A 15,500-nucleotide genomic window follows, 5' to 3' on the forward strand; every position below is an offset into this window, starting at 1 on the left:
GCCAGCTGAGCGGTCCCCAATTTAAGATCGTGATTTAATTGACCTCCATGTTTTGCGGGTCAATTTGTTGCGTTCATAAATGATTTATCAGGGGACATTATGATTAATCTGAAATGCACTAAGACGCTGGTGGTTGGCGCCTTACTGGCCGTTACCAGCCTTTCCATGACTCAAGCCAGGGCCGACCGCGCCAAGGCCGAGATCAGCGGTTTTACGATACAGTTGATCGACGTGGACCTGGCCGACGGCGTTAGCCCGAGCTTTGCTTTCCTGTCGCAATCCCAGCACGCCTATTACAGCCTGGTGCGGGACGGCATAATCGACGCCGATGAGATATACGGCCATGGCAGCGTGGGTCGTAACGACGCCGGAGCAGTCCTTTCCAGTTCCGTCGGCGGCGACGCCCTGTCCAGCACGGTCGATGCCACCGTGGGCGGCACCTCGTTCCTTGCGAGCAGCGACTGGTCCGCCCGGTTTCACCTTTCGCCTGCCACCGCCGTCATCTTCCGCGCATTGACGCGGGTCGATGCGGTGCTGGGGCTGGGGGGCGAGGCCTTGTCCCAGGCGGGCATGAGCGGCGATCTTGTAGACGTGGGCGTCCCCGGCAGCAGCGGCGGCTTCTATAGCTGGCTGGTGGGCAATGGCGCCGCGCCGCCGTCAGCCAGCGAGGGGCTGCTGTACGGCGAGCTGCGGTCCGGCAGCGGCAGCGCGGGGGCCGACGGCTATCTGTCGATGTACACCAGCGCCAGGGTTGTCACCTCGGCGGTCGCCTCGCCGGTGCCCGAGCCGGGCAGCGCCGCCATGCTGCTGGCCGGGCTGGCGGTAGTGGCAGGGCTGGCGCTGCGGCGCCGGCTGGACGGGCCACGGAAAGGGGGGCTGCGGCAACAGGGCAGGCGGGCCAAGCGCTTACGTCTGCAGGCTCCCGGGCTTGCGGCCGCACTGGCGCTGGCCGCCGGCGGTGCAGCGGCGCAAAGCAGCGCTTCCGTCAGCCTGACGCCCTGGCGCTACACGCTCACCGACCTGGCGCCGCTGGACGGCATCGCGCCCAGTATCACGCTGGCGCCGCCGGCCGGTTCGCCGGCATACCAGAGCATCGCGTGGCACGGCCGTCCGTTGGTGGAAGGCGCGGACTGGGAAGGCGAAACCGACGATACCGGCGCGCCCCTTTACTGGGAGCGCGGCGGCAATACGTCTGCCGCCTGGAGCCTGCCGGCTGGCATCGAAGCTGCCGTGTACAGCGAGGGAACGCCGGTGCTGGCGTACGGCAAGCGGGAGTTCTCATTCACCCTGTCGCCCTTTACGCAAGTGTCCTTCTTCCAGGACGGACACCAGGCCAGTTCCGGCCTGCTCGGCGCACCCGGAGCGCGCGCCCGCCTGGCCGTGACGCTGAACGGCTACCCGAGCGGCGCCGCCGGCTGGGACGAATCGGAGCTGGCCGGCGACCAAGGGGAAAGGGATTTCACGCTGTTCGCCGCAGCGGCATCGCAAGGCGCAAGCGTGACCGGCGCCGTGGTGGTCCAGGCCACCAGCTACGTGCTGGTGCCGATACCCGAGCCGGAGCAGTATGCGATGCTGCTGGCCGGACTGGCGCTGCTGTTCGGCGCCGGGCGGTATGGCCGGCGCAACGCTACCGGTCCGGCACCTCTATCATCTCGCGCATGATGTTGAGGAAGACCTGCAGCACGGGCGAGGGATCGTCCTTGCGGTAGGTGGCATACAGCGTGGTGCCCGGCGCCGGCTGCGCCAGCGTGCGGTACACCACGCCCGCGTGCCCGAACTGCCCGGTCGAGGCGGGCAGCAGGCCGATGCCCAGGCCCGCGCGTACCAGGCTAAGCAGGGTCTGCACCTCCACCACCTGCTGGTATACGTGCGGCGTAAAGCCCGCTTCGATGCAGCTCTGGTACAGGTAGGCCGCAAAGCGCGACTGGTCCAGCTTGAATGAAATGAAGCGCTCCTCGGCCAGGTCCTTCAGCGCCACCCGGGTGCGCTTTGCCAGCCGGTGCTGCTGCGGCAGCACCACCGCGATTGCCTCGCTCGACAGCGGCTCGCTGGTCAGCTCCGGGTCGTTCGGCCCCATGCGGTAGAAGCACAGGTCCAGCCTGCGCTCCTTCAGCGCCGCCTGCTGCGCCGCCGGCTGCAGCTCGTGCAGCGTCCATTTCACGTCCGGGTAGCGGTCCTGGAAGATGCGCAGCGCCTGCGGCAGCAGGCCCACCATCAATGAACTGATCATCCCGATTTCCAGCGTACCCCAGTGGCCGCGTCCCGCCTGCCGCGTCAGGTCCACCGCGCGCTCCATCTGCGCGAATACCAGCGCCGCCTGTCCCTTCAGCGCCACACCGGCCGCCGTCAGTTCCACCCGCCGCTGCGTGCGGGTAAACAGCGGCGTGCCCAGTTCCGTCTCGAGCAGCTTGATTTGCTGGCTGAGCGGCGGCTGCGACATGTGCAGCCGGGTGGCGGCGCGGCCGAAGTGCAGTTCCTCGGCCAGGACGGTGAAGTAGCGGAGCAGGCGCAGATCCATATTCCCTCGATATCAATCGGTACTCAAGAATATATTGTACAAATAATTCGGCGCTCACCATACTCATTTCAACAACAAGACTTTGGGAGACGGAGATGCAACTGGATGTCAACGATGAAGTGCGCAACGTGAAGGTGTCGGGAGACACGCCCCTGTTGTGGGTGCTGCGCGACCAGCTGGACCTGACCGGCACCAAGTTCGGCTGCGGCGCGGCGCTGTGCGGCGCCTGCACCGTGCACCTGGACGGCGAACCGGTGCGCTCGTGCAGCACGCCGGTGTCGGCCGCCGTGGGCCGCAAGGTCACCACCATAGAAGGTCTGTCGGAGAAAGGCGACCACCCGCTGCAGCAAGCCTGGCTGCAGGAAGACGTGCCCCAGTGCGGCTATTGCCAGTCCGGCCAGCTGATGTCTGCCGCCGCGCTGCTCAGGCGCAGCCCGAAGCCGAGCGACGACGAAATCACCAATGCCATGTCCGGCAACATCTGCCGCTGCGGCACCTACGAGCGCATCCGCCGCGCCATCCACGTTGCGTCCGCCATGCCGGTCGCCGCCGCGCCAGCCGCGCAGGAGAAGCCATGAACACCCGTCTGCAGGCTGATAACGCCGGCGCCAGCGCACCATCGCGCCGCAACTTCCTCAAATCGGCCGCCGCCCTCGGCGCCGGGCTGGCGGTGGGCTTCGTGGTGCCTGGCGCGGGCGCCGCGCAGGCTGGCGCCGCCGGGCCGCTGTCGCCGAACGCCTTCGTCCGGGTGTTCCCGGACGACACCATCAAGCTGGTGGTGCACAAGCACGATTCCGGCACCGGCACCCGCACCGCCCTCGGCCTGGTGCTGGCCGAAGAGCTGGAAGTGGACCTGGATCAGGTGGAAATCATCACGCCCGAGCACCCCTTCTTCAAGGACTATATGCACCCGCAGTGGCATGTGTTCTCGACCGGCGGCAGCACCAGCGTCATGCTGGAATATGAAACCCTGCGCAAGGCCGGCGCCAGCGCGCGCATGATGCTGGTGCAGGCTGCGGCGAACCGCTGGCAGGTGCCGCTGGCCGAATGCAGCGCGCAGGGCGGCAAGGTGCTGCATGCGCCCACCCGCCGCCAGCTCGGCTACGGCGCCCTGGCCGGCGAAGCTGCGCTGCTTGAGCCGCCCAAGGAACCGGTGCTGAAAGCGCCGCAGGATTTCCGCCTGATCGGAAAGCTCAGCCGCAAGCTCGATGCGCGCGCCAAGGTGACCGGCAAGCAGCGCTACGGCATCGACGTGAAGCTGCCGGGCATGCTGGTGGCGGTCATTCTGCACGCGCCGGTGATCGGCGGCCGCGTCAAGCGCATCGACGCCAGGAAGGCGCTGGCGATGCCGGGCGTGCGGCAGGTGCTGAAGGTGCCCGCGTCGCCGGCCGCTCTGCTGGGCGGCAACCAGGAGGGCGTGGCCGTGCTGGCGGACAGCTACTGGGCCGCCAAGCTTGGGCGCGACGCGCTGCAAGTGCAGTGGAACGACGGCGCTTTCGCGCGCTTCAACAGCAAAGACCTGCCCGCCATCCAGCGCGCCTACCACACCAGGCCGGACGCGCAGCTGGTACGCACCGTCGCGAAGGGCGACGCGGCGCAGGCGCTGAAGCAGGGCGCAAAGGTCTTGAGCGCCGAATACACCATGCCGTACAAGGTGGCGCAGCCGCTGGAGCCCGAGTGCGTGGTGGTGGAGATCAAGGATGGCACAGCCACCTACTGGGGCGGCTTGCAAGTACCCAGCAATGTTCAGGTGGCGGCCAAGGAGGTGGCCGGCATCGCCGAGGACAAGCTGGTGCTGAAGGAGCTCACCGGCGGCGGCAGCTTCGGTGCGCGCGAGTCGCGCCACTGGCTGCTGGAGGCCACCTGGCTGGCCAAGGTCACCGGCAAGCCGGTCAAGCTGATGTACAGCCGCGAGGACGCAACGCGCGGGCTGTTCTACCACGCCGCCAGCTACACCAAGGTGTCCGGCGCGCTGGACGCGCAAGGCCGGCTGACCGCCTTGCAGCTGCGCGCCGTGTCCCCCGCCTCGCCCGAGGAGTGGGAGCCGGGCTACTACGACCGCAAGGACAAGATGGACTACAGCACCACGGAATCCATCAACAAGTGGGACTTCGCCTACCAGCCGGACCACGTGGACGCGGGCTGGGTGCGGCACGAAACCGGCATGCCCACCGGCTGGTACCGCGCCGTGAGCTTCATCCCCAACGTGTTTGCCACCGAGAGCTTCATGGACGAACTGGCGCACGCAGCTGGCAGGGACAGGCTGGCCTTCCGCAAGGAGTACATGAAGGGGCGGCCGCGCCACGTGGCGGTGCTGGAGCAGGCGGCAGCCAGGGCCGGGTGGGGCAAGCCGCTGGCGGCCAACCGGGCGCTGGGGCTGTCCACCAACCAGGCCTATAACAGCTACATCGCCATCGTGGCCGAGGTGGAGAAGGTGGACGGCACGGTGAAGGTGCGCCGCATCACCTGCGTGGCGGACTGCGGCCTGGCGGTGCATCCGGGCAGCGTGCAGGAGCAGCTGTACGGGGGCATCATGTGGGGACTGGGCCACGCGCTGTACGACAAGCTCGACATCGTGAAGGGCCGCGTGGTGCAGGCCAACTTCCACGACTATCCGGTGATGCGCATGTCGGACATGCCGGAGGTGGATATCACCATCGTCCAGGGCGACGTGAACAAGCCCAGCGGGGTGGGAGAACTGTCCAATCCCGGCGTGGCGCCCGCCATCGCCAATGCGCTGTTCGCGCTCACCGGCAAGCGGCAGCGCAGCACGCCGCTCGACTTCTCGGCATAGCGGAGGCGGCCATGAAAAAGCGCCTGGTCATCGCCATCACCGGCGCCAGCGGTGCCATCTACGGGGTGCGCATGCTGGAGGCGCTGGCGCAACTGGACGAATGGGAGAGCCACCTGGTGCTGTCCGCGTCCGGTGCGCTCACCGCCATGCACGAGCTGGACATGGGCAAGGCCCGCATCGAGGCGCTGGCGGACGTGGTGCACAGCGTGAAGGACATCGGCGCCAGCATCGCCAGCGGCTCCTTCCTGTGCGAGGGCATGGTGATCGCGCCGTGCTCCATGCGCACCCTGGCTGCGGTGGCCCACGGCCTGGCGGACAACCTGGTGACGCGGGCGGCGGACGTGATGCTCAAGGAGCGCCGCAGGCTGGTGCTGCTGGCGCGCGAGACGCCGCTCAACCTGGCGCACCTGCGCAACATGACGGCGGTAACGGAACTGGGCGGCATCATCTGCCCCCCGGTGCCCGCGTTCTACAACCGCCCGGTATCGATAGAAGACATTGTGGCCCACACCGTGGGCCGCACGCTGGATCTGTTTGGCGTACCGCACGAAGGGATGGTGCAGCGCTGGCAGGGTATCACTGCATAACAACTCGGAGACAATATGAATCACAATAATATGATGCATAGCACCGGCGCGGCAGGCTTGATCCCGGTGACGATACTGACGGGCTTTCTCGGCTCGGGCAAGACCACGCTGCTGAACTACATCCTGACGGAGAAGCACGGCATGCGCATTGCCGTCATCGAGAACGAGTTCGGCGAGGTGGACGTGGATTCGGACCTGGTGCTGGCCTCGGACGAGGAAATCTTCCAGATGACGAACGGCTGCATCTGCTGCGTGGTGGACGTGCGCAAGGACCTGGTGCGCATCCTGCAGGCGCTGCTGGCCAGGCCGGAGCAGTTTGACCACATCATCGTGGAAACCAGCGGACTGGCCGATCCCACGCCGGTGGCGGCCACCTTCTTCATGGACAACGACGTGGCGCACCGGCTGCGGCTGGACGGCGTTGTCACGCTGGTGGACGCGCTGCACATCGAGCGGCACCTGGACGACCCCGAGCTGGAAGGCGTCGACAACCAGGCGGTGGACCAGATTGTGGCGGCCGACCGCATCATCATCAACAAGACCGACCTGGTGGACGCGGACGTTTTGCCTGCGCTGGAGCTGCGCATGCGCCGCATCAACCAGGGCGCGCAGGTGCTGCGCTCCAGCCACGCGCAGGTGGATCTGAACTTGATACTTGGCATCGGCGGTTTTGATTCGGGCGCCGCGCTGATTGATCCGCATTTCCTGGACGAGCACCATGGCCATGGCAAAGACGGCCACGAATGCAGCGAGCGTTGCGGGCATACCGCCACCGCTGCCGCCGCACCGGAAGGGGTGTGCGGCTTGCCCGGCAACGGCGGCGATGGACGCGGCCACGCGCACGACCCCGCGGTGGAATCGGTCTCGCTGACCTTCTCCGCCCCGTTCGACCGCCGCCAGCTGGACGCCTGGCTGGCGCAGCTGCTGGCCGCGCAGGGCGACGACCTGTTCCGCCTGAAAGGCATCCTGGCCATTGCCGGCGACAGCCGCCGCTACGTGCTGCAAGCCGTGCACCGCGTGCTCGATTTGCGCCCCGCCGACGCATGGCCCTACGGCGAGCCTCACCTGAGCAAATTCGTCTTCATCGGCCGCAATCTGGAGCGCGACACGCTGAAATCGGGTCTGGACTGGTGCCTGGCGCTGCCTCAGCTGCAGACTCCGCCGCAGCCGCAGCTGCAGGAGGCCTGAGATGAGCACCATCAATAATACGCCCCGGCTTGCGCTGCGCAGCATCAGCAAGGTCTATCCGTCGGTGGTCGCCAACGACGGCGTGGACTTGCGCGTCATGCCGGGCGAAATCCACGCGGTGCTGGGCGAAAACGGCGCCGGAAAATCCACGCTGATGAAGATCATCTACGGCGTCACCCAGCCGACGTCGGGCGAAATGCACTGGGAAGGCGAGGCGGTGCGCGTGGCCAGCCCTGCGCATGCGCGCAGCCTGGGCATCGGCATGGTGTTCCAGCACTTCTCCCTGTTCGAAACGCTGACGGTGGTGGAGAACGTGGCGCTGTCCTTGCCCGGCAAGCCGGACCTGGGCGACCTGGCGAGCCGCATCCGCGCGGTTTCGCAGCGCTACGGCCTGCCGGTCGATCCCTGCCGCCTGGCGCACGGCCTGTCGGTCGGCGAGCGGCAACGGGTGGAGATCATCCGCTGCCTGCTGCAGAATCCCAAGCTGCTCATCATGGACGAGCCGACCTCGGTGCTCACGCCGCAGGCGGTGCGCACGCTGTTCAACACCTTGCGCCAGCTGGCGGCCGAAGGCTGCAGCATCCTGTACATCAGCCACAAGCTCGATGAGATCAAGGAGCTGTGCCACCGCGCCACGGTGCTCAGGGCGGGCAAGGTCAGCGGCGGCTGCGTGCCGGCGCAGGAATCGCTGGCGTCGCTGGCGCGCCTGATGATAGGCAAGGAGCTGCCAAAATGCGCGCGCGGCGCCGCCGCAGAGGACGGCGAGGTGCGCCTGAGCGTACAGGCGCTGTCGCAGGAGTCGCTCGATCCCTTCGGCGTGGAGCTGAAGAATATCGGACTGGAGGTCAGGGCGGGTGAAATCGTCGGCATCGCGGGCGTGTCCGGCAACGGCCAGCAGGAGCTGCTGTACGCGCTGTCGGGCGAGGCGCCGCTGAAGGACGCGCAGGCGATCCGCATCTGCGGCGTCGCGGCCGGGCGCATGCCGCCGGGACGCCGCCGTGCGCTCGGCCTGTGCTTCGTGCCGGAAGAGCGGCTGGGGCGGGGCGCCGTGCCGCGCATGTCGCTGGCCCGCAACGGCCTGCTCACCGCGTATGGCAGCGGCCTGCTGAAGTACGGGCTGATACGTTTTGACGCCATGCGCCAGCTGGCGCAAAACTGCATCGAGAAATACAACGTGAAATGCGGCGGGCCGGACGCCCAGGCGCGCTCGCTGTCCGGCGGCAACCTGCAGAAGTTCATCGTGGGCCGCGAGATCATGCAGTGTCCCAAGCTGCTGATCGTGGCGCAGCCCACCTGGGGCGTCGATGTTGGCGCGGCAGCCTTCATTCGCCAGGCACTGCTCGACCTGCGCAGCGCGGGGACGGCGGTGCTGGTGATTTCGGAGGAGCTGGACGAGCTGTTCGAGATTGCCGACCGCATCGCCGTCATCGCGGGCGGGCGCCTGTCGTCCGCCACGCCGGTGCAGCAGACCAGCGTGGAGGAGGTCGGCATGCGCATGAGCGGCGTGTGGGCCGAAGGCGCCGCCGCCGTTGCGGACCCCGGTGCCGCCGTCCATGCCGGTGCGGTCCCGGCCGGAGCGCTGCCCGGCGAGCCGATGGCCGGCGAGCTGTCGCCCTGGGCGCAGAAGACGCACGGGATGCACGGGCCGCACGGGGCACATTCGGCGCGGCCGGCCGGAAAGGAGCGCATCCATGCTGCTTAAACTCGAAGCGCGGCCGGCCGCGTCGGCCCGCATGCGCTACTGCTCGCCGCTGGCTGCGGTGGCGCTGACACTGCTGGCCAGCCTGTTCCTGTTCGCCGCCCTGGGCAAAGACCCGTTCACCGGCTTCAAGGTGTTCTTCCTCAATCCGCTGCGCGACACCTATGCGCTGACCGAATTGCTGCTCAAGGCCACCCCGCTGATGCTGATCGGGATCGGCCTGGCCGTTGGCTACCGCGCCAATGTGTGGAACATCGGCGCCGAGGGCCAGTTCATCATGGGCGCCATCGCCGCCACCGGCGTCGCTTTGCAAGCCGGCGAAGGCGGCCCCCGGACCTGGATCCTGATGCTGGCGGCCGGCGCGCTGGGCGGCGCCCTGTGGGCTGCGGTACCGGCACTGCTGCGCACGCGCTGGCGCGCCAACGAGATCCTGGTCACGCTGATGATGGTCTACATCGCGCAGTTCGCAGCGTCGTGGCTGGTGCACGGCCCGTGGAAAAATCCGGAGGGCTTCAACTTCCCGCAGACCCGCATGTTCGCCGACGGTGCGCTGCTGCCCATCCTGGTCGAGGGCACGCGCCTGAACGCCGCCTTCCTGGTGGCGCTCAGCGCGCTGGCGGTGGGTTACGTGTTCCTGGAGCGCAGTTTCTACGGCTACCAGATGCAGGTGGCCGGCGAGGCCGACGCGGCGGCGCGCTACGCCGGCTATTCGGCCAGCCGCGCCATCTGGATCGGCATGCTGGCCGGCGGCGGCATGGCGGGACTGGCAGGAGTGGCGGAAGTGGCGGGGCCCATGGGCCAGCTCACCGAGTCCATCTCCAGCGGCTACGGCTTCGCCGCCATCATTGTCGCCTTCGTGGGACGGCTGCACCCGGTGGGCATCTGCCTTGCCAGCCTGCTGATGGCGCTGCTGTTCCTGGGCGGTGAACAGGCGCAGCAGTTCATCAACCTGCCGTCTTCCATCTCCAAGGTGTTCCAGGGGATGCTGCTGTTCTTCCTTCTCGGAGCGGACCTGTTCATCGGCTACCGCCTCCGTATCGACCGCAATGCCAGCCTGGGGAAACTGCTATGGAAACCAATCTGATCGCCTCCATGCTGGCTGCCACCATCATCTCCGGAACGCCGCTGATCCTGGTCGCCATGGGCGAGCTGGTGACGGAGAAGGCCGGGGTGCTCAACCTGGGCGCCGAAGGCATGATGTCGATCGGCGCGGTGACTGCCTTCGCGGTTGCCTTCTCCGGCGGCGGCGCGGTGCTGGCCGTGGCGGCCGGCATGGCTGCCGCGTGCGCCATGTCGCTGGTGTTCGGCTTCCTCACGCTGACGATGATGGCCAACCAGGTGGCATCCGGCCTTGCGCTGGCGCTGTTCGGCGTCGGCCTGGCGGCGTTCATCGGCAAGCCGTTCGAATCGACTCCGTTGCCGATGATCGCGCCATTGCCCATCCCCCTGCTGGCGGACATCCCGCTGATCGGGCCGGCGCTGTTCAACCAGCAGTTCATGGTCTATCTGTCCTGGGCGGTGGTGGCGGCGGTGCTGTACTTCCTGTACCGCAGCCGCTGGGGCCTGGTGCTGCGCGCGGTGGGCGAGTCGCCGTCGTCCGCGCACGCCGTGGGCTACCGTGTGATCGCGCTGCGCTATGCCGCAGTGGCCTTCGGCGGCGCCATGGCGGGCATGGGCGGCGCCTTCATGTCGGTGTTCTACACACCGCTGTGGGCCGAAGGCATGGTGGCGGGGCGCGGCTGGATCGCCCTGGCGCTGGTGGTGTTTGCCACGTGGCGGCCGCTGCGCGTGGTGCTCGGCGCCTACCTGTTCGGCGGCGTGATGATCTCGCAGCTGTTCGTGCAAGGCTCGGGCTTGCGGCTGGACGTGCCGCCGCAGCTCATGTCTTCGCTGCCTTATCTGGCAACCATCGCTGTACTGGTTCTGATTTCACGCAACGCCCACACCATCAGGCTGCATTCGCCCGCCTCGCTGGGGCAGCCATTCCGGCCGGACGCCTGAACACTACAATAAAGGAGACCCATCATGCCGTACAAATTCACCCGGGCCAAAGCCGCAGCGCCCATGCTGCTGGCAAGCCTGGCAATGTCCGCGCAGGCGGCAGAGCCCATGAAGACCTGCTTCCTGTATTCGAACCCCATCGGCGAGAGCGGCTGGACCTACCAGCACGAACTGGCGCGCCGCGCGCTGGCCGCCAGCATGGCCGACAAGATCACCACCAAGTACGTGGAAAATGTGGCGGAAGGCCCGGACGCCGAACGCGTGATCCGCAACTTCGTGCAGGAAGGCTGCAAGCTGATCTTCACCCCGTCGTTCGGCTTCATGGAGCCTACCATCAAGGTCGCCAGGCAGGCGCCCAAGGTGATCTTCATGAACGGAACCGGCTACAAGACGGCGCCCAACGTCGGCGCCTACAACGCCCGCTATTACGAGGGCCGCTACCTGGAAGGCGTGCTGGCCGGGCATGTGAGCAAGAAGGGACTGGCCGGCTATGTCAGCGCCTTCCCCATTCCGGAAGTGCTGCAAGGGCTGAACGCGTTCACGCTGGGCATGCGCAGCGTGAACCCCAATGCGCAGGTCAAGCTGATCTGGGTGAACGCCTGGTACGACCCGGGCAAGGAGCGCGAAGCGGCCAACACGCTGGCCACGCTGGGCGTGGACCTGCTGACCTACGACACGTCCTCGGTGGCGGTGGTGACGGCCGGCGAGGAGAAGGGCATTCCGACGGTGGGCTATTACTCGGACATGTCGCGCTTCGGCCCCAAGACCAACCTGACCTCCGTGGTGCAGACCTGGACCGGCTATTACACCAGGGTGATCGAGGACGTGCTGGCCGGACGCTGGAAACCGGCCCAGACGGTAGGCGGCCTGCGCGAAGGCATGATCAAGATGGCGCCGCTGAACGCTTCCGTGCCTGCCGAGGTGCGCGATAAGTTCGCCGCAGTGGAGAAGGATATAGCGGAAGGCCGGCTGCATCCCTTCGCAGGGCCGATCTTCGACCAGGCTGGCAAGCAGCGCGTGGCGGCGGGCCAGGTGCTGGGCGCCGCAGAGCTGGACAAGATGAATTTCCTCGTCAACGGCGTCGACGGTACACCACCGAAATAGGAGAGCACATGAGCAATCTCGTTCTCATCAAGGACGCCCACAGTATCCTGACCGGCGCTGGCGGCGAAGCGGCCCGCAGCGCCGCCAGCGATGTGCGCATCGCCGACGGCGTTATCACTCAGATGGGCAACGGCTTGCGGCCGCAGCCCGGAGAGCGGGTGCTGAACGCGCGCGACTGCGTGATCTATCCCGGCTGGGTGAATACGCACCACCATTTGTTCCAGTCATTGCTGAAGGGCGTCCCGGCGGGCATCAACCTGACGCTCAGCCCATGGCTGCAGGCGGTGCCTTTCATTTACCGGCGCGCCTTCAACGAGGAGCGGCTGCGGCTGGCGGCGCGCATTGGCATCGTGGAGCTGATGCTGTCCGGCTGCACCACCATCGCCGACCACCACTACATCTACTATCCGAACATGGGCTACGACGCTTCCGCCGCGCTGTTCGAGGAGGCGGACAAGCTGGGTGTGCGTTTCATGCTGCAGCGCGGCGGCGGGACCGTCACCCGCAAGCTGGAGGCCGACCGCAGCACCTACGTGGAGCCGGAAACATTGGACGGCATGCTGGCCGACGTGGAACGCGTCGCCAGCCGCTACCACCAGGGCGGGCCGAGGCCGCGCACCAGGGTGGCGCTGGCGCCGACCACCGCCACGGTGTCCGTGGCGCGCGGCGAGTTGCGCGAAGTGGCGCGCGCGGCGCGCCGCATGAAGCTGCCGCTGCACACGCACATGTCGGAAACGGTGAGCTTCCTCGAGCACTGCCGCGCGGAGTTCGGCTGCCTGCCGATCGAATTCCTGGCCGAGCACGAATGGCTGGGGCCGGACGTGTCGCTGGCCCACCTGACGCACCTGGCCGACGCCGAACTGCGCCTGCTGGCGCAATCGGGCACCGGCATGGCGCACTGCCCGCAGAGCAACGCGCGCCTGGCGGACGGCGTGGCGCGGGCGCCGGACTTGCACCGCCTGGGCGGGGCGGTCTCCATCGGCGTGGACGGCGCCGCGTCCAACGAAGCTGCCGACATGCTGAGCGAGGTGCACTTCTGCTGGCTGATGCACCGGGCCCATGCGGGGGCCGCCACCCGGCCCCGGCCGCAAGGCGGCGGCGAGGCGGGCGCGGACAGCGTCTCGGTGGAGCAGGTGGTGAACTGGGCCAGCGAGGGCGGGGCGCGCATGCTGGGCTTCGACGGCGTGGGCACGCTGCAGGTGGGGCAGGCCGCCGACCTGGCCGTGTACGACCTGGATTCGCCGCGCTACTTCGGCCTGCACGACATGGCGATAGGACCGGTGGTGGCTGCCGGCCGTCCGCGGCTGAAATGGCTGCTGGCAGGCGGCCGGGTGCTGGTGGAGGACGACGCGATTCCGGGCATGGACATGGCGGCGCTGCGCGCCGAAGCCAGCGCCGACGTGCTGCGCCTGATGCAGCAGGTGTGATGGAAGTGTGGCGTGCATCAAAATTCCGTTGACAGCATAAAGCGAATAACGGTATAAATAGTTTTAGTAAGTGGGTAGAAGCGTTCAACTGGATTCCGCAGCGGTGCAATGCCGGCGCGGGGGACAGTGGGAGATTGCCTGCTGGCGGAGTACCCGTCAGTGGCCATTTGTCCTTCGCAAACGCGCCCCTGACAGTCCTCCAGATAAGCGAGGCGCACAGAGCAAGTGCGCTATCCCAACCTGAAGTATTGTGAGGAGATAACCCCATGATCATCGACACCAGCTGCTACCCGACCAACCTGGTCGACCTGGCCTGGCGCCACGATGGCGACCCATTCACCGGCGAACGGCTGATCCAGATGATGGATGGCCCCTACATGGTGAACGGCAAACCACGCCGTATCGACAAGGCCTTCATCCAGCCGCCGCAAGGCAACACCATCTACACCTACACGGACGGCGAAAAGACCGGCACCGAATCGATCGACGCCTACATGGCCTACACGCTGGAGATGGTGCGCAAGTACCCGGACCGGCTGATCGGCTGCTTCGTCTACAACCCGCGCTGCGGCGTGCAGAACGGCGTGGAAGCCATCGAGCGCTACGTGACGGAGTACGGCTTCAAGATGGTGCAGTTCCAGGCCAATATGCACGCCTACCGGCCCGACCGCGCGCTGGACTGGCTGCGTCCCGCGCTGGCCAAGTGCGCCGAGCTGGGTGTGCTGGTCAAGCTGCACACCGGCGACGGCCCGTACAGCATCCCCACCGAATGGGTGCCGATGATGAAGGAGTTCCCGACCGTGAACTTCATCATGGCCCACTTCGGCGTGCAGACCGGCGGCGTGTATTGCTTCGAGCCGTTCCAGCTGGCCATGGACATGCCGAACGTGTACTGCGAATCGGGCTGGTGCCTGCAGTCGCGCATCGTTGAATTCTCCAAGGTCCTGCCCAAGCACAAGATCCTGTATGGCTCGGACACGCCGCCGAACGAGCCGGGCATGTGGCTGCGCCTGCTGGAAGTGCTGTGCTTCGAGCCGCCGCAGGGCCTGAACCTGGACGAGGACACGCTGGAGGACTACCTCGGCAACAACGTGGCCCGCATGGTGGGCCTGGAAACCAGCCCGCCGCCGCGCACCGTGGCCGAAGCCGAGGAACGCCTCGGAATGAAACGTATCAACGACCGCTAACCGGAGCCACACATGATTATCGATACCCATCTGCACCCGACCAACCTGGTAGACGAAGCGTGGCGCCATACCGGCGAGCCGTTCAACGGCGAGCGCATGCTCAAGATGATGGACGGCCCCTACATGATCAACGGCAAGCCGCGCCGCATCGACATGGGCTTCATCCAGCCGCCCCCTGGCAACACCGGCTACCGCGACGGCAACCGCCGCGGCCGCGAAGGCATCCGCGACTACATGGCCTATATCTCGGAGCTGTGCCACAAGTATCCGGACCGCTTCATCGGCAACTTCACCTTCAACCCGCGCTGGGGGCCGGAGGAGGGCGCGCTGGAACTGGAGTACCACGTCAAGGAATACGGCTTCAAGATGCTCAAGCTGCACGCCAACATGCACGGCTACCGCCCGGACCGTGCGCTGGACTGGCTGCGTCCGGCGATGAAGATGTGCGCCAAGTACAACATCGTGGTGCTGATCCACACCGGCGACGGCCCGTACACCATACCGACCATGTTCTACCCCATCATCCGCGAATTCCCGATGGTGAACTTCATCATCGGCCACTTCGGCATCCAGACCGGCGGCAACTACTCGTTCGAAGCTTTCTGGATGGCGATGGATACGCCGAACGTGGTGTGCGAGTCCGGCTGGTGCTTCCAGTCGCGCATCGTGGAATTTGCCAAGCAGCTGCCGCGCAACAAGATCGTGTTCGGTACCGACACGCCGCCGAATGAGCCCGGCATGTGGCTGCGCGAGCTGGAAGTGCTGTGCTCCCAGCCGCCGCACGGCATGGGGCTGGACGAGGACGGGCTGGAGGACTACATGGGCAACAACATCGCCCGTCTTTGCGGCATCAAGACCACGCCGCCGCCGCGCACCCTGGAGGAGGCGCAACTGCGCCTGACCGACACTTACGCCGGCGTCAAGTAGCAAGCGGTAGCGGCGGCGCGCTCCCGTATGGGCGCTCCGCCGCTCCGCTGCATTATCCGCGCATCAAC

General features: G+C 66.9%; 13 protein-coding genes. 12 read left to right on the forward strand and 1 reads right to left on the reverse strand.

Annotation, left to right across the window (positions count from 1 at the left end):
* Positions 1-165 precede the first annotated feature (165 nt).
* The gene (locus tag ASD15_RS33365; protein ID WP_229418293.1) at positions 166-1,662 is read left to right on the forward strand and encodes a PEP-CTERM sorting domain-containing protein; all 1,497 of its coding nucleotides are present in this window, start codon (positions 166-168) and stop codon (positions 1,660-1,662) included.
* Here ASD15_RS33365 and ASD15_RS21775 read toward each other — a convergent pair.
* Positions 1,628-2,518, reverse strand: coding sequence for a LysR family transcriptional regulator (locus ASD15_RS21775; RefSeq protein WP_057157098.1), 891 nt, complete (start codon positions 2,516-2,518; stop codon positions 1,628-1,630). The genes ASD15_RS33365 and ASD15_RS21775 overlap by 35 nt on opposite strands.
* A 95-nt stretch (positions 2,519-2,613) precedes the next feature.
* On the opposite strand from ASD15_RS21775, the gene ASD15_RS21780 reads away from it, so the two are divergent.
* The 11 genes from ASD15_RS21780 to ASD15_RS21830 all read left to right on the forward strand — a co-directional run bounded on the left by ASD15_RS21780 (position 2,614) and on the right by ASD15_RS21830 (position 15,432).
* Positions 2,614-3,096, forward strand: coding sequence for a (2Fe-2S)-binding protein (locus ASD15_RS21780; protein ID WP_057157099.1), 483 nt, complete (start codon positions 2,614-2,616; stop codon positions 3,094-3,096).
* The gene (locus tag ASD15_RS21785; protein ID WP_057157100.1) at positions 3,093-5,312 is read left to right on the forward strand and encodes a xanthine dehydrogenase family protein molybdopterin-binding subunit; all 2,220 of its coding nucleotides are present in this window, start codon (positions 3,093-3,095) and stop codon (positions 5,310-5,312) included. Before ASD15_RS21780 ends, ASD15_RS21785 begins: the two co-directional genes overlap by 4 nt.
* Before the next feature lie 11 nt (positions 5,313-5,323).
* The gene (locus ASD15_RS21790) at positions 5,324-5,899 is read left to right on the forward strand and encodes a UbiX family flavin prenyltransferase (protein ID WP_057157101.1); all 576 of its coding nucleotides are present in this window, start codon (positions 5,324-5,326) and stop codon (positions 5,897-5,899) included.
* A 15-nt stretch (positions 5,900-5,914) separates the two neighbouring features.
* Complete coding sequence (locus tag ASD15_RS21795) at positions 5,915-7,087, forward strand: GTP-binding protein (protein ID WP_057157102.1); 1,173 nt, start codon at positions 5,915-5,917, stop codon at positions 7,085-7,087.
* A gap of 1 nt (position 7,088) precedes the next feature.
* Positions 7,089-8,789: an ABC transporter ATP-binding protein gene (locus ASD15_RS21800; protein WP_082552034.1), complete on the forward strand. Its 1,701-nt coding sequence runs from the start codon at positions 7,089-7,091 to the stop codon at positions 8,787-8,789.
* Positions 8,782-9,870: an ABC transporter permease gene (locus tag ASD15_RS21805; protein WP_057157342.1), complete on the forward strand. Its 1,089-nt coding sequence runs from the start codon at positions 8,782-8,784 to the stop codon at positions 9,868-9,870. The genes ASD15_RS21800 and ASD15_RS21805 overlap by 8 nt, the downstream gene beginning before the upstream one ends.
* Entirely contained in the window at positions 9,855-10,787 is a 933-nt protein-coding gene (locus ASD15_RS21810; protein WP_057157103.1) for an ABC transporter permease, read from the forward strand. The genes ASD15_RS21805 and ASD15_RS21810 overlap by 16 nt, the downstream gene beginning before the upstream one ends.
* 24 nt (positions 10,788-10,811) lie before the next feature.
* A complete protein-coding gene (locus tag ASD15_RS21815) occupies positions 10,812-11,891 on the forward strand; it encodes a BMP family ABC transporter substrate-binding protein (RefSeq protein WP_057157104.1) in 1,080 nt (359 codons plus the stop codon).
* Between the two features lie 8 nt (positions 11,892-11,899).
* Complete coding sequence (locus tag ASD15_RS21820) at positions 11,900-13,318, forward strand: amidohydrolase family protein (RefSeq protein WP_057157105.1); 1,419 nt, start codon at positions 11,900-11,902, stop codon at positions 13,316-13,318.
* A gap of 266 nt (positions 13,319-13,584) precedes the next feature.
* On the forward strand, positions 13,585-14,505 hold the full coding sequence (locus tag ASD15_RS21825) for an amidohydrolase family protein (protein WP_057157106.1): 921 nt from the start codon (positions 13,585-13,587) through the stop codon (positions 14,503-14,505).
* A gap of 12 nt (positions 14,506-14,517) precedes the next feature.
* Positions 14,518-15,432: an amidohydrolase family protein gene (locus ASD15_RS21830; protein ID WP_057157107.1), complete on the forward strand. Its 915-nt coding sequence runs from the start codon at positions 14,518-14,520 to the stop codon at positions 15,430-15,432.
* Positions 15,433-15,500 lie beyond the last annotated feature (68 nt).

Source organism: Massilia sp. Root351 (genome assembly GCF_001425045.1).
Lineage (GTDB): Bacteria > Pseudomonadota > Gammaproteobacteria > Burkholderiales > Burkholderiaceae_D > Rugamonas.

Excerpts from the sequence above, each read along its gene's own strand:
- ASD15_RS33365 (WP_229418293.1), top strand. The coding sequence starts at position 166 with ATGACTCAAGCCAGGGCCGACCGCGCCAAGGCCGAGATCAGCGGTTTT.
- ASD15_RS21775 (WP_057157098.1), bottom strand. The coding sequence starts at position 2,518 with ATGGATCTGCGCCTGCTCCGCTACTTCACCGTCCTGGCCGAGGAACTG.
- ASD15_RS21780 (WP_057157099.1), top strand. The coding sequence starts at position 2,614 with ATGCAACTGGATGTCAACGATGAAGTGCGCAACGTGAAGGTGTCGGGA.
- ASD15_RS21785 (WP_057157100.1), top strand. The coding sequence starts at position 3,093 with ATGAACACCCGTCTGCAGGCTGATAACGCCGGCGCCAGCGCACCATCG.
- ASD15_RS21790 (WP_057157101.1), top strand. The coding sequence starts at position 5,324 with ATGAAAAAGCGCCTGGTCATCGCCATCACCGGCGCCAGCGGTGCCATC.
- ASD15_RS21795 (WP_057157102.1), top strand. The coding sequence starts at position 5,915 with ATGAATCACAATAATATGATGCATAGCACCGGCGCGGCAGGCTTGATC.
- ASD15_RS21800 (WP_082552034.1), top strand. The coding sequence starts at position 7,089 with ATGAGCACCATCAATAATACGCCCCGGCTTGCGCTGCGCAGCATCAGC.
- ASD15_RS21810 (WP_057157103.1), top strand. The coding sequence starts at position 9,855 with ATGGAAACCAATCTGATCGCCTCCATGCTGGCTGCCACCATCATCTCC.
- ASD15_RS21815 (WP_057157104.1), top strand. The coding sequence starts at position 10,812 with ATGCCGTACAAATTCACCCGGGCCAAAGCCGCAGCGCCCATGCTGCTG.
- ASD15_RS21820 (WP_057157105.1), top strand. The coding sequence starts at position 11,900 with ATGAGCAATCTCGTTCTCATCAAGGACGCCCACAGTATCCTGACCGGC.
- ASD15_RS21825 (WP_057157106.1), top strand. The coding sequence starts at position 13,585 with ATGATCATCGACACCAGCTGCTACCCGACCAACCTGGTCGACCTGGCC.
- ASD15_RS21830 (WP_057157107.1), top strand. The coding sequence starts at position 14,518 with ATGATTATCGATACCCATCTGCACCCGACCAACCTGGTAGACGAAGCG.